14 protein-coding genes are annotated in these 13,670 nt (G+C 65.8%); 9 read left to right on the plus strand and 5 right to left on the minus strand.

The genetic code is table 11. The annotated features are described in order from the left end of the window. The first annotated feature begins 182 nt into the window (after positions 1-182). The 8 genes from NN5_RS06185 to NN5_RS06220 are packed head-to-tail and all read left to right on the plus strand — an operon-like array spanning position 183 to position 5,976. Positions 183-953 (plus strand): response regulator transcription factor, encoded by a 771-nt coding sequence (locus NN5_RS06185; protein ID WP_067733097.1) that lies wholly within the window; start codon positions 183-185, stop codon positions 951-953. Beyond that, the gene (locus tag NN5_RS06190) at positions 946-2,538 is read left to right on the plus strand and encodes a sensor histidine kinase (RefSeq protein ID WP_067733158.1); all 1,593 of its coding nucleotides are present in this window, start codon (positions 946-948) and stop codon (positions 2,536-2,538) included. The genes NN5_RS06185 and NN5_RS06190 overlap by 8 nt, the downstream gene beginning before the upstream one ends. 5 nt (positions 2,539-2,543) lie before the next feature. After that, a complete protein-coding gene (locus NN5_RS06195) occupies positions 2,544-2,972 on the plus strand; it encodes an HPr kinase/phosphorylase (protein WP_157081039.1) in 429 nt (142 codons plus the stop codon). 46 nt (positions 2,973-3,018) lie between these two features. After that, positions 3,019-3,963, plus strand: a complete 945-nt coding sequence (gene rapZ, locus NN5_RS06200) for an RNase adapter RapZ (RefSeq protein ID WP_067733099.1) — start codon at positions 3,019-3,021, stop codon at positions 3,961-3,963. A 48-nt stretch (positions 3,964-4,011) separates the two neighbouring features. Then, complete coding sequence (locus tag NN5_RS06205; RefSeq protein ID WP_067733100.1) at positions 4,012-4,416, plus strand: PTS sugar transporter subunit IIA; 405 nt, start codon at positions 4,012-4,014, stop codon at positions 4,414-4,416. Beyond that, entirely contained in the window at positions 4,413-4,691 is a 279-nt protein-coding gene (locus NN5_RS06210) for an HPr family phosphocarrier protein (protein ID WP_067733101.1), read from the plus strand. Before NN5_RS06205 ends, NN5_RS06210 begins: the two co-directional genes overlap by 4 nt. A gap of 5 nt (positions 4,692-4,696) precedes the next feature. After that, complete coding sequence (locus tag NN5_RS06215) at positions 4,697-5,503, plus strand: TrmH family RNA methyltransferase (protein WP_067733102.1); 807 nt, start codon at positions 4,697-4,699, stop codon at positions 5,501-5,503. A 53-nt stretch (positions 5,504-5,556) separates the two neighbouring features. Continuing rightward, on the plus strand, positions 5,557-5,976 hold the full coding sequence (locus NN5_RS06220; protein WP_084384767.1) for an META domain-containing protein: 420 nt from the start codon (positions 5,557-5,559) through the stop codon (positions 5,974-5,976). Positions 5,977-6,109: 133 nt separating this feature from the next. Here NN5_RS06220 and NN5_RS06225 read toward each other — a convergent pair whose 3' ends face one another. Together NN5_RS06225 and def are read right to left on the minus strand one after the other, a co-directional pair. Next, the gene (locus NN5_RS06225) at positions 6,110-7,723 is read right to left on the minus strand and encodes a DNA recombination protein RmuC (protein ID WP_067733103.1); all 1,614 of its coding nucleotides are present in this window, start codon (positions 7,721-7,723) and stop codon (positions 6,110-6,112) included. A 60-nt stretch (positions 7,724-7,783) separates the two neighbouring features. Further along, positions 7,784-8,353 (minus strand): peptide deformylase, encoded by a 570-nt coding sequence (def, locus tag NN5_RS06230; RefSeq protein ID WP_067733160.1) that lies wholly within the window; start codon positions 8,351-8,353, stop codon positions 7,784-7,786. Positions 8,354-8,573: 220 nt separating this feature from the next. Here def and NN5_RS06235 point away from each other — a divergent pair, with 220 nt between their 5' ends. Then, positions 8,574-10,109, plus strand: a complete 1,536-nt coding sequence (locus NN5_RS06235) for a glycosyltransferase family protein (RefSeq protein WP_067733104.1) — start codon at positions 8,574-8,576, stop codon at positions 10,107-10,109. Positions 10,110-10,112: 3 nt separating this feature from the next. On the opposite strand, the gene NN5_RS06240 is transcribed toward NN5_RS06235, so the two are convergent. The 3 genes from NN5_RS06240 to topA form a co-directional block, all read right to left on the minus strand. Then, positions 10,113-10,292 (minus strand): hypothetical protein, encoded by a 180-nt coding sequence (locus NN5_RS06240; protein ID WP_067733105.1) that lies wholly within the window; start codon positions 10,290-10,292, stop codon positions 10,113-10,115. 17 nt (positions 10,293-10,309) lie between these two features. Beyond that, positions 10,310-10,906 (minus strand): hypothetical protein, encoded by a 597-nt coding sequence (locus NN5_RS06245; protein ID WP_067733106.1) that lies wholly within the window; start codon positions 10,904-10,906, stop codon positions 10,310-10,312. A gap of 98 nt (positions 10,907-11,004) precedes the next feature. Then, on the minus strand, positions 11,005-13,620 hold the full coding sequence (topA, locus tag NN5_RS06250) for a type I DNA topoisomerase (protein WP_067733107.1): 2,616 nt from the start codon (positions 13,618-13,620) through the stop codon (positions 11,005-11,007). Positions 13,621-13,670 lie beyond the last annotated feature (50 nt).

Here is a 13,670-nt window from a genome sequence, read left to right on the forward strand (position 1 = left end):
TCCCTGCGGGACGTCCGAATGGCTTCCATCTCGAACCAAACCGCCCTTGGGAAGGCAACCAGCCTTCCCGGCGGGCACTTTGGCCCGATATGTTCGCCATTCGGACGCCTCGATGGTGCAATTAATGGGTTCTGACCCTAGGCACAGGCCTTTGTTTCGCGAAGGGAAAAGCCGCCAGCATCATGGCCGACACCCACACGCCCCCCGCCTCGCCGGCCGAAGCCAGCGCTCCGTCCGCGCCGCGCCAGCAGACCATTGCCCTGGTCGATGACGACCGCAACATCCTGACCACGGTTTCGATCGGGCTGCAGGCGGAAGGTTTCGCCACGCGGGTCTATACCGATGGCGAGACGGCGCTGAAGGCGCTGCTCGAAAACCCGCCCGACCTCGCCATCTTCGACATCAAGATGCCCCGCATGGACGGGCTGCACCTGCTCAAGGCCCTGCGCGAGAAATCGAGCCTGCCGGTGATCTTCCTGACGTCCAAGGACGAAGAGCCGGACGAAGCCCTGGGCCTTGCCATGGGCGCGGACGATTACATCACCAAGCCCTTCAGCCAGCGGCTGCTGGTCGCCCGCATCCGGGCGATCCTGCGCCGCAGCGATCTGGCCCGCACCACTCCCGAGGAAACCGGCCATGGCGATTTGCCCGAACCGGTGGTGCGAGGCCGCCTGCGGCTCGACCCGGCGCGCCATCAGGTGACGTGGGACGGCAAACCGGTGTCGCTGACCGTCACCGAATTCCTGATCCTCGAAGCCATGGCACTGCGCCCGGGCGTGGTGAAGAGCCGCAACCAGCTGATGGACGCGGCCTATAGCGAGGACGTTTACGTCGACGATCGCACGATCGACAGCCACATCAAGCGCCTGCGCCGCAAATTCCGCGCCGTCGATCCGGAATTCGGCGCGATCGACACGCTCTATGGCGCCGGTTACGCCTTCGCCGATGGCTAGGACGGCCAGACCCGCCGCACCAGGCACCCGCACCTCCGGTCTCGCGGCAAGGCTCGGGCTGCCCTGGCGCGTGTCGCTGACCGCGCGCATTCTCGCGGTCAACATCATTGCACTCGCCCTGCTCGCCGGCAGCCTGTTCTATATCGACAGCTACCGGCGCGAACTGCTTGCCGAACGCTATCGCCTCGCCAAGTCCGAAGCGGACATCACGGCCGCCGCGCTGGAAAATGAAACGCCCCAACGTCAGCGGCAATTGATCACGCGGATCGGATCGGAACAGGACCTGCGTCTGCGCCTGTTCGCCCCCGGCGGCGAACTGATCGCGGACAGTTTCAAGCTGGCGCCCCCTTCCTACCAGCTGATCGATCCCGCATCCGAGCCATGGTATCAGGACGCCGCGCGTATGCTCGACCGCGGCATGGACTTCCTGCTCGGCGCCCCGGCCATACCCGCCTACCACGACCCTGCCGACGCCAGCGCCAAGGCCTGGCCGGAAATCGCGGCGGCCCTCGCCCGCAGGCAGACCGGCGTCAGCCACAAGGCCGCGCCCGACCAGACGCCGGTCATCATCGCCGCCACCCCCGTCGGCACCACCGGTGCCGCGCTGCTCGTGACCCGCAACGCGCGCGACATTACCGAGAACGTGCGCATGGCCCGCCAGACGCTGGCGTTCATCGTCGGCGGCGCGCTCGGCGTCTCGATCCTGCTGTCGCTGTTTCTCGCGCGCACCATCGTCGAGCCGCTGCGCAAGCTGGTGCGCGCCACGGTGCGGGTGCGTCTGGGCCGCGACCGCAGCGTCGTGATCCCGCGCCTGCCCGACCGGCGCGACGAGATCGGCCTGCTCGCCCGCGCGGTCTCCGACATGAGCGGCGCCTTGCGCCATCGCATCGACGCGGTGGAAAGCTTCGCGGCCGACGTCGCGCACGAACTCAAGAACCCGCTCACCTCGCTGCGCAGCGCGCTGGAAAGCCTGGACCGGGTCGAAGCCCCCGACTTGCGCCGGCAATTGATCGGCGTCGCCAAGGACGATGTGCGGCGGATCGACTTTCTCGTCACCGAAATCGCCGACGCCAGCCGGATCGACGCCCAGCTCAGCCGCACCACGTTCGAGCCGGTCGACATGCTGCGGCTGGTCCAGGCCCTCGTCAGCGAGCGCGGCCAGCGCGGCGTCAACGGCACTTGCGCGGTATCGATCGTGCGCGAAGGGGAATGCGATCTGGTCGTGCCCGGAGACGCCGCCCGGCTTGAACGCGTGCTGCAGAACCTGCTCGACAATGCGGTCTCGTTCTCCCCCGAAGGCAGCGCGATCGACATCTCCCTTGCCCGTGCCGATCATCGCGTGAAGATCGCCGTATCCGACCACGGCCCCGGCATTCCCGAAGCCTCGCGCGAGCGCATCTTCGAACGCTTCCACTCGCTGCGGCCGGACAGCGAGGAATTCGGCAAGCACTCCGGGCTGGGCCTCGCCATCGCGCGCACGATCGTTGAGGCGCACTTCGGCAAACTGGTGGCGACCGACAGGCTCGACGGCGCACCCGGCGCGCGGTTCGTCCTATCCCTGCCCGCCTGGCAGGACGACGAATGACGGCAATGGCGTCCCCCCTTGTGCGTCAGGCGGGCTGCATTGCCATCGCCGGACGAGGTGTCCTGATCGAAGGGGCGCCGGGAACCGGGAAATCGAGCCTGGCGCTCGCTCTTATCGACCGCGGCGCCGAGCTGGTGGGCGATGACGGCGTGCTGCTGGCAGCCGAGGCCGGCCTGCTTGTCGCCCGGCCGCACCCGCGCACGCGCGGATTGATGGAAGTGCGCAATCTCGGCCTCCTGCCGTTCCCCTGCCGCGACGAGGTGCCCGTGGCGCTGGCCATCGCGCTCGATCCCCAGGCCCCGCGCTACATCGAAGGGCCCGAGAGCCTCGAAATCGCAGGACTGCCCGTGCCGCTGGTGCGCATCTGGCCGGAGCCCCATCCGCCCGCACTCAAAGTGGAACTCGCCTTGCAGCACTACGGGTTGCATATCTGAAATCGCCCTCTTTTCTTTCACCGCAGCCCGGCGCAAACAGGCGGGCATGAGTGACGATTCAGCGGAGATCGACGGAAAATCCGGCAAGCAGCGCGTGCTGCTGGTCACGGGTATGCTGGGCGCGGGCAAGACGACGGCGCTGCGCGTGCTCGAAGATCTCGGCTGGGAAATTGTCGACAACTTTCCCATCCGCCTGCTCGACGGCCTGATCGAAAGCGCGCCCGAAACGGATGAGGGAGCCCGCCCGCCGCTGGCGATCGGTTTCGATTCCCGCACCCGCGGCTTCAATCCGGACCGCATCATCGCCCAGGTGAAAGCGCTCGAAGGGCGCGGCGACATCGAGCTCAGTACGCTGTTCCTCGATTGCTCCAGCGCCGAGCTGGAACGCCGTTACAATGAAACCCGCCGCCGTCACGCACTGGCCTCGGACGCGCCGGTCTCCACCGGCATCCGGGCCGAGCGCGAAGTGCTGGCACCGCTGCGGCGCTGGGCGGAAATGCTGATCGATACCAGCGGCTACACGTCCAACGATCTGCAACGCGTGATTCGCGAGCGATTCGCTTCGAGCGCAAGCGAGGAAATGACAGTCACGGTCTCCAGCTTCGGGTTCTCGCGCGGGATGCCGCCGGTGGCCGATCTGGTGTTCGACATGCGCTTTCTCGACAATCCGCACTGGGATCCGGAATTGCGCCCACAGACCGGGCAGGACCCGGCCGTCGGCGATTACATCCGCAAGGATCCGGCCTTCGACGAGGCATTTGCGCGCATCCGCGATCTCCTGCTGCTGCTGCTTCCGCGCTACCAGGCGCAGGGCAAGGCCTATGTCCATATTGCCTTTGGCTGTACCGGCGGGAGACACCGTTCCGTGTTCACGGCTGAACAGATCGCAGCAGCCTTGCGTCAGGCAGGATTTTCGCCCACATTGCTGCACCGCAACCTGGGCTCGCGAGCAGCCGATCTTCTGGAAGGGGGTCCGCGGCGTGAAAGATGAAACCAAATCCCGGGTGCGTTTGCAGGAAATTCGGAGCGCACTTCCAGCATGATCGGTATGATCCTGGTTACCCACGGCAATCTCGCCGAGGAATTTGTCCATGCCATGGAGCATGTGGTCGGCGATCAAGCCGACGTCGAGACCGTGTGCATTGGCCCCAACGACGATATGGAACGCCGCCGCAGCGAAATCGCCGAGGCGATCACCAAGGTGGATAGCGGCGCGGGCGTCATCATCCTGACCGACCTGTTCGGCGGCACGCCCTCCAACCTGGCGATCTCGCTGATGCAGGCGGGCAAAGTCGAAGTGATCGCGGGCATCAATCTGCCCATGCTGATCCGGCTGGCCAAGGCGCGCGAGTGCATGTCGGTGCGCGATGCGGCCAATGCCGCACGCGATGCCGGGCGCAATTACATAACGATAGCAAGCGAATACCTGGGACAGGATGCATGATCGATTGCCGTGAAGCGGTGCTGATCGTCAACAAGCGCGGTCTGCACGCGCGGGCCAGCGCCAAGTTCGTGAACCATGTCGCCGAACTGCCGGCCGGCGTTCTGGTGACCGTTTCCAAGGACGGCACTGCCGCAGCGGGAAGCTCGATCCTCGGGCTGATGATGCTGGGCGCGGCCAAGGGCGATACGATCGAGATCGCCTGCAGCGGCGACGGCGCGGAAGGCGCGCTGGCCGCGCTGGCGGCGCTCGTCAGGGACGGTTTCGGCGAAGAGTAAGTCCTTTGGCAGAACGCCGTACCATAACCGGCTTTTCCAATCCGCTGGTGAAGTTCCTGCGCTCATTGCGCGAGAAGAAGCACCGCAAGCGTGAAAGGCGATTCCTCGCCGAGGGGCTGCGGCTGCTGACCGATGCCCGCGAATGCGGCAAGGTGCCCGAAATCCTCGTCATGGCCACGGGCCGTGAACCGCACCCGCTGCTCGACGCGCTGGAAGAGGCGGTGGGCAAGGCGGGCGGCGAGATCGTCGAGATGGACGTGGAGATCCTCGCCAAAGTCACTGGCAAGGACAATCCGCAGGCCGTCGCCGGGGTTTTCGCGGAATTCGACACCCGGCTGTCCTCGCTGGACCGCAACGCTTCGCCGATCTGGCTGGTGGCGCAGGCCCTGCGCGATCCGGGCAATCTGGGCACCATGCTGCGCACGGGCGATGCGGTCGGCGCGGGCGGGCTGATCCTGCTCGACGATTGCGCCGACCCCTTCTCGGTCGAGGCGGTGCGTGCCAGCATGGGCGCGATCTTCACCCAGCAGCTCGCCATGGCCCGCTGGGACGAGTTCCTGCCCTGGCTGCGTTCCGGTGCGGGGCAGCTCGTCGCCGCCTCGCTGCGCGATCCCACCGATTACCGGCAGGCGCCGTACGCGGCCCCGTGCTTCCTCATGGTCGGCAACGAATCGCAGGGGCTTCCGGCCGCCTACGAAGAGGCCTGCGACTTGCGCGTCACGATCCCGATGCTGGGCCGCGCGGACAGCCTCAATGCCGCCGTGGCAGGCGCCGTGCTTGCCTACGAAGCGCTGGCGCATCTGCGCAAATGATGACGGGGTTATTCACCGGACTCTAATATATCCCATGGCATTGTCAGGGGGTGATGCGGCGACTCGTTTTCCTCCTGGCCTTGCCCGCCCTTGCAGCCGGATGTTCCGACCGGGGAGACCGCTCGCACCTCGCCCAGACAAGCTGGCGCTTCGAGCGGATCGACGGGCAGCAGCCCGTGGCCACTGACGCGCAGATGACCTTCCGGAACGGCAAGATCGGGGTTCAGGTGGGCTGCAACCATCTGGGCGGCCCCTGGCGGACCGATCAGGGCCGTCTCGTCGCCGGTCCGCTCAACCAGACCGAGATGGCCTGCACCGAATCCGCCTGGCAACAGGAACGCGCGGTCGGCGCCCTCCTCGTCGCTACCCCGCGCTTTGCCGTGGAGGGCGATCGCATGACCCTGCAATCGAGCGGCCATACCGCCGAACTCGTCCGGGTCGAAAACGCCAAAGCCCCGGCAAAGGGCGGCTGAAGCCCAGCGCCCAACACCTGCAGTGAAGAGCCCCGCTCACCCTGAGCTTGTCGAAGGGTGTTGAACGAAGCGCTGCGCAAGCGTCCTTCGACAAGCTCAGGACGAGCGGGGTTATTCGTCCCACTGACAGCTTTTATTCCGCAGCTTCCGCCTGCTCCGCCCCGCCTTCCGGACCGGCGAGGGCCTCGGCCCCATAGCGCGGCGTGGATTCGATGCTGGGCACATCCTCGATCTCGCGCTTGCCGATCTCGATGTGCTTGTCCTTCAGGCGGCGTCCGGAGCTGAGCACATTGCGCTCGAAGCTGCCGACGAACTTGTTGTAGTTGTTGACCGCCGTTTCCAGCCCCGCGCCGACGCGCTTCATGTGCTCGGCGGCAACGGCAAGGCGGTCATAGAGTTCGCCGCCCATCCGCCCGATCTCGCGTGCCTCGCGGGCGAGCCCGTCCTGCCGCCAGACTTGCGCCACCGTGCGCGCGATCGCGACCAGATTGGTCGGCGTGGCCAACAGCACGCGGTTGCGGAAGGCAAAGTCCCACAGCTCGGGGTCCTGTTCGAGCGCGGCGGCCACGAAGTGCTCGCCCGGCACGAACATCACCACATAGTCGGGCGCATCCTCGAACTGGCTCTGGTAGCTCTTGGCCCCGAGCGTCTGCACGTGATTGCGCATCGAGGCGACATGCTGGCGCAGCGCCGCTTCGCGCGAGGCCTCGTCCTGCGCCTCGAAAGCTTCCTGATAGGCATTGAGCGAGACTTTGGCGTCGATCACCAGCTTCTTCTGGCCAGGAATGTTGACGATCGCATCGGGCCGCAAGCGGCCGTCTTCGGTGTCGATCGAATGCTCGGTCACGAAATCGGTGTGCTCGGTGAGCCCGCACTGCTCCAGCACATTGCGCAGCTGCTGCTCGCCCCAGCGGCCGCGGGCCTTGGGCGCATTGCGCAGCGAATTGCCGAGCCGCGCGGCTTCCTCGCGCACCTTTTCCTGCCCTTCGCGCATCGACTGGATCAGGCCGGTGAGCTGACCGAAAGAGTCGACCCGCTTCGCTTCCAGCGACGTCACCTGCTCCTCGTAGCTCTTGAGCCGTTCGCCCACGGGCGCGAGCAGGCGGGCAATGCGTTCGGCATTGGCCTTCTCGCTTTCCTCGAACCGCGCGCCCGCGCGGCGCAGGAACGCTTCCTGCGCGCCTTCGAGCACTTTGGCCCCGGCATTCTCGAATTCCTTGCGCAGCGCCTCCTGCGCTTCGATCAACAGGCGCTTCTGCTCGTCGAAATTGGCCGATTTCTCGCGCAGGGTCGCGAGTTCAGAAGCCAGTTCGCGCTGTTCGCGCCGCAGGGTATCGACAAGCTGGGCATGGTCCGCGCGCGTGCGTTCCAATACCTGCGTCAATTCGCCGCGCGTGCGATCGAGCATCGCGCCCTGCTCCGCCCGCAGCGTTTCCAGTGCCTGGGTGGAACCAGCACGCAGGCGTTCCAGCTCGGCGGCATGATCGCGCCGCGCCTGATCCAGCGCCTCGGCCAGCGCATCCGCGCGGCTGGCGCGTTCCTTCGCCGCTTCCAGATCGGCGAATATGCGCAAGTATTTTGCATCGAGCTCGCGAACCTCGCGATCCCGCACTTCTGCCTGCTCGCGCGCCTCACGCTCACGCGTCTCGGCCTGCTGGCGCCACTGGGCCGCCGGGCGGGAACCGAAAAACCAGCCCAGAACCAGGCCGATGACAAGCGCGACAAGGACAGAGACAGCGATTTCCATCCCGGTAACCTAACCGGAACGTTTCAGGAACGCCAGACCTTTGGGACGGTTATCCCCGGCTCACGCCGCCTTGCGCAGCTTTTCCAGCTTCTTGAGCGCCATCTGGCGCTTCAGCCGCGAGAGATGATCGATGAACAGGATGCCTTCGAGGTGATCCATCTCATGCTGGAGGCACGTGGCCAGCAGGCCTTCCATGTCCTCTTCATAGACCTTGCCCTCGACATCCTGCCAGCGGGCGCGGATGCGGGCCGGGCGTTCGACGTCGGCATAGATCTCGGGAACCGAGAGGCAGCCTTCCTGATAGACCGAAAGGTCTTCCGACGGATCGAGGATCTCCGGATTGATGAAGACCCGTGGTTCCTTCAGCGTCGGCTGGTGGGTGTGGTGATGCCCGCCGTGCGCCGTGCAGACTTCGGGCTCCGCGTCCGGATCCTCGGGCTGGAGATCGATCACCAGCACGCGCAGCGGCACGCCGATCTGAATTGCCGCCAGGCCGATCCCGGGTGCATCGTACATCGTCTCGAACATGTCCTCGACAAGCGCCTTCAACTCGTCGTCGAACACCTCGACGGGCGTGGAGATCTGCTTGAGGAGCGGGTCGGGAACTTCGATGATTTCACGGATAGCCATGGCGCCCAGATAAGCATCGCGCGCCGTGCGCGCAAGCGGATCGCGCGATAGGGCCCGCCGCTTTTCGCAAATTGCCCCTCTTGCGCTGCGGCAAATGTGACTTTGCGGCGTCAGGAATATGAAATGCGTCAGGACTTTGTAACATCCATGCCATATCGCGCATTGCGGCTGCGACACCTCTCCGGGGACACCCTCGGGCGAACCGGGAAGTGACGAATTGATGATTGCTGCAACAGGACGTCTGGTCGCCCGCATTCCCCGGCATCCGGCGTGGCAAAACCTGGGCCGGCTGGGCAGAAGCCGCGCAGTCACCCTCACTTGCGCCTATGCCTGCGCCGCCCTGCTGGTGCGCCTGATCATGCTTGGAAGGCCGGCGTTCCAGTCCGACGAGCAGTTCTACCTGCTGGTCGGGCAGCGCATGGCGCAAGGCGCCCTCCCCTATGTCGATCTGTGGGACCGCAAGCCCTACGGCCTGTTCCTGATCTTTCGCAGCGTCTTCCTGCTGCCTTTCGATCCCGTGCTGACCTATCCGGTGCTGGGGATCGTCTGTTCGGTCGCGACCGCGCTGGTAATTGCCCGCACCGCCCGGATGATCGCGCCCGAACGCGGCGCCGGGCTCGCCGGGCTCGCCTATCTGCTCTACCAGCCGACCTTCAACGTGGCGCTCGGCCAGTCGCCGGTGTTCTACAACCTGCCGGTCGCGCTCGCCGCCCTGATCGTGGTGCGCGCCAGCCTGCGGCCGCGGGACGCCGGTCTCGCACTGCAAGGCTGCGGCGCGATGCTGCTGATCGGACTGGCGCTGCAGATCAAGTACACTGCGGTGTTCGAAGGCGTCGGCCTCGGCCTCATGCTGCTGGTACGCGGCTACCGCGACGGCTGGCGTCCGGCCCGCATCGCCGGGACCGGAATGCTGTGGATCGCGCTGGCACTCGCGCCAACGGCGGCGGCTCTCGCAGGCTATGCGCTGGCCGGCCACGGCGAGGCTTTCGTGCAGGCCAATTTCCTCTCGATCTTCGGCCGCAAGACCGACTGGGCCGATGCGCTGGCGCAGCTTTCCAAGGAAGCGCTGGCGATGACGCCTTTCGCGCTCGCCATCCTGCTTGCCCCGCGCCGCCTCGAATTGGAGAACGGCACGCAGCCCGCCGCGTTGAAGCCGCTCCAGATCTGGGCCTTGTTTGCTATCGGCGGCTTCCTCGCCGTACCGCCATGGTTCGACCACTACCTCGGCCCGGTGCTGGTGCCGCTGTCGATCCTGGCCGCCCCGGCGCTGGGTTGGACTGCGCCCGGCGGGCGCTGGTACGGCCGCCTGCTCCTGGGCTTCGGAGCGCTCGGCGCCGCAGTGGCTCCGGCGTTTCAGGCCCACGAGCGGGGAAACGCCGCGGAATTCGGCCACGCCACCGCTCTGATCGCCCGTGAATTGCACCGGCGCTGCCTCTACGTTTATGAAGGCGACAGCGCGCTTTACCGCACGACCGATGCCTGCATCCCCACCCGCTTTGCCTATCCGAGCCATCTCGATGCGATGAAGGAAGGCCGGGCGCTGGGTGTCGATCCGGTTACGGAAGTGCGCCGCCTGATGGCCTCACGGCCGGGTGTCGTGGTCATGGCCCGGCGCGGCACCTCGAACCTTCCCAACCTCCAGACCCGCGCGCTGATGCATCGCATCCTCGCGCGGGATTACGACCATTACGCCGAAGTCACGCTGGGCACGCGCCGGTTCGAACTCTACCGCCTGACCGGCTCACGCACGGACTGACCCTCAGCGCGCCTTGGCAATGGCAAAGCCATGCTGACGCGCAGCGTCCTTGGTCGATTCCTCGGTCCGGTTGAGGGCCTTGGCGATTTCCTTGAGACCCTTGCCCTTCCCGGCCAGAGCCTGCAGCTTCTGCAGTTCGGCCGGCTTCCAGGGCTGCTTGTGCTTGGCAATCTTCTCGCTCATGAAAACGGCCTCTGCCCTTATCCGCCCTGCGTGACGAAGCGGACGGCTGCCGATGTCACGTAAGGCACCGGATTACCATCGGCATTCGCAACGCCCGGCTGCGACGCGAGCGAACGGCACGCGGCGTTCACGAAAGGCTGCGGCACGTGATCCTCGCTTTCGCAGGCCACGGCATTGCCTTCCGCCGATACCTGCAGCGTGAGATTGACCTTGAGCGTACTGCCAGCATCCTTCGGCAATTGATTGACCTTCAACTGCATCTCGGGGTTTTCGCCAACCTGCATCAACGGATGGGCATCGTCGCCGGTTTCCTTGATCGAAACCACAGCCACGACACGACCGAACTGCGCCTGCCCATCGGCGGACGCGGTGCGGGACAGGCGCTGCTTTTCCAGCACCGGGCAAATCCGCCGCAGGCTGCTCTTGTCCCCTTCAGCCTGCCCCATCTGGCAGGCGATGATCGTGCCATCGGGCGCGACATCCAGCGTCACCACGGCCGCAACAGGTGCATAGACGCGGCCTTCCGCAAAGGCGCGGTTCAGAGCATCGGCATCCGCACCTGCAAATCCGGGAGCGACCAGTGCCGCTGCCATCGCCAACAAAGGAAGAGCCATCGTCCGTTACTCCGTTTCAGCTTTAGCGGTTGTTCTGGCAGAGGCCTTTTCGCAGATCATGTCCCTTTTGTCGCGGTGATCTTTTCCGAGCCGAACCGTCACCACGGCACATCATCCCCCTGATCGGGCGACGCCTCGGCGGCGGCTTTCTTGGGTGCCGCTTTCTTCGCAGGTGCCTTTTTCGCGCCAGTCTTAGCCGCGGCCTTTGCAGGCGCCTTCTTGGCCGGAGCCTTTTTCTTCGGCGCCGCCTTCTTCTTGCCTTTGGCCGGCCCCTTGGCGGCCTTGGCGTCGATCAGGGCGATGGCCTGCTCGGCCGTCAGATCCTCGGGCTTCTGGTCGCGCGGGAGCGTGGCGTTGGTGGTGCCGTCAGTCACGTAAGGGCCATAGCGGCCCGCCATGACCTTCATCTCGCCTTCGCTGGTGGGGTGGTTGCCCAGCACCTTGATGGGCTCGGCCTTGGCGCGGGCACCGCCGCCGCGATTGGCCGCATCGGCCAGCAGCGAGACCGCCGCGTTCATGCCGGTATCGAAGACTTCGGCGGTCGAGCGCAGCTTCGCATACTTGCCGTCATGCGCAAGGTAGGGACCATAGCGGCCGATGCTGGCAGTGATCTCCTGGCCCGTCTCCGGATGCGTGCCGATCGTGCGCGGCAGGCTGAGCAGCTTGAGCGCCCAGTCCAGCGTCAGCTCGTCGATATCCTTGGGGATCGAGGACCGCTTGGCCTCCTTGCCCTCGCCGAGCTGGATGTAAGGCCCGAAACGGCCGACGCGGCGAGTGATCTCCAGACCAGTCTCGGGGTCCTTGCCCAGTTCCTGATCGTCGGCCTCCTCGCCATTGCCGCCCGGCTGCGCAAACTTGCGGGTGAACTTGCACTCCGGATAGTTCGAGCAGGCGACGAAGGCGCCGTAGCGGCCGCCCCTCAGGCTGAGACGCCCCGCCCCGCACTTGGGGCACACGCGCGGATCGGAGCCATCGTCCTTGGGCGGGAAGAGATAGTCGGAAAGGAACTCGTCCAGCGCCTCGGTCACTTCCGAGGGCTTCTTCTCCATCACCTCATCGGACTTGGGCTTGAAATCGCGCCAGAAGCTTTCGAGCAGCTCCTTCCATTCCTGCCGCCCGCCGGAAACGTCGTCGAGCTCGTCCTCCATGCCGGCGGTGAAGTCATAGGCCACGTAGCGTTCGAAGAAGCGTTCGAGAAAGGCTGTGAGAAGACGCCCCGATTCCTCTGCAAAGAAACGGTTTTTCTCGGTCCGCACGTAGTTGCGGTCCTTCAGGACCTGGATCGTCGCGGCGTAAGTGGACGGGCGGCCAATGCCCAGTTCCTCCAGCCGCTTGACGAGGCTGGCCTCGGAAAAGCGCGGCGGCGGCTGGGTGAAGTGCTGCTCGGCGGTCACGCCCTTCTTGGCCGGCATGTCGCCCGACTTCATGAACGGCAGCAGGCCGCCATCCTCGTCGTCGGACTTGTTGTCCTGCCCTTCCTCATAAACCGCAAGGAAGCCGGGGAACTTCACCACCTGCCCGGTAGCGCGCAGCTCGTTGCGCCCGGTGCCGTCGCGCAAGGTCACGGTGGTGCGTTCGAGCGCGGCGGAGGCCATCTGGCTCGCCATCGCGCGCTTGAAGATCAGGTCGTAGAGCTTCGCCTCGTCACCCGAACCATAGCGGTCCTTGGTGAAATCGGTCGGGCGGATGGCCTCGTGCGCTTCCTGCGCATTCTTGGCCTTGGTTTCGTAGTGGCGCGGCTTTTCAGGCAGGTAATGGCCCGAAAAGCGATCCGAAATCGCCACGCGGCAGGCCGAGATCGCGCTCGGGTCCATCTGCACGCCGTCGGTACGCATGTAAGTGATCGCACCCGCCTCATAGAGGTGCTGCGCCACCCGCATTGTCTGGCTGGCCGAGAAGCCGAGCTTGCGCGCGGCCTCCTGCTGCAGCGTCGAAGTGGTGAACGGCGGCTGCGGGTTGCGGCGGTGCGGCTTGGTCTCGACGCCTTCCACCTTGAAGGCGCCCTGCTCCACTGCCGCCTTGGCGCGCATCGCAATGCCTTCCTCGCCCAGGCTCAGCCGGTCGAGCTTCTGGCCTTCGAACGTCACCAGCTTGGCGGTAAAGTCGGTGCCGTCATGTGCCATCTGCGCGGCGACGGACCAGTATTCCTGCGGCTTGAACGCCTCGATCTCGCGCTCGCGGTCAACGATCAGGCGCAGCGCCACTGACTGCACGCGGCCCGCCGACTTCGCCCCCGGCAGCTTGCGCCAGAGCACCGGCGAGAGCGTGAAACCGAACAGGTAATCGAGCGCGCGGCGGGCGAGGTAGGCATCGATCAGGTCCTGATCGAGCTCGCGCGGGGCCTGCATCGCCTTGGTCACCGTATCCTTGGTGATGGCGTTGAAGGTCACGCGCTGCACGTCCTTGGGCAGCGCCCGGCGCTTCTTGAGCAGTTCGAGCACGTGCCAGGAAATCGCCTCGCCCTCGCGATCAGGGTCAGTCGCGAGGATCAGGCGGTCGGCGTCCTTGGCCAGATCGGTGATCGCGCGGACCTGCTTCTGCTTGTCGCCGTAGAGCTCCCAGTCCATCTCGAAGCCCTCGTCGGGACGGACGGAGCCGTCCTTGGGCGGCAGATCGCGGACGTGGCCGTAGGAGGCGAGGACCTTGTAGTCCTTGCCCAGATACTTCTCGATGGTCTTGGCCTTGGCGGGAGATTCGACGATGACGAGCTGCATTTCAGACTTTCGTTATTCCCCTGCACGCGCTCTCACGTGTGCGCGTACGC

This window comes from Novosphingobium naphthalenivorans NBRC 102051 (assembly GCF_001590985.1).
Lineage (GTDB): Bacteria > Pseudomonadota > Alphaproteobacteria > Sphingomonadales > Sphingomonadaceae > Novosphingobium > Novosphingobium naphthalenivorans.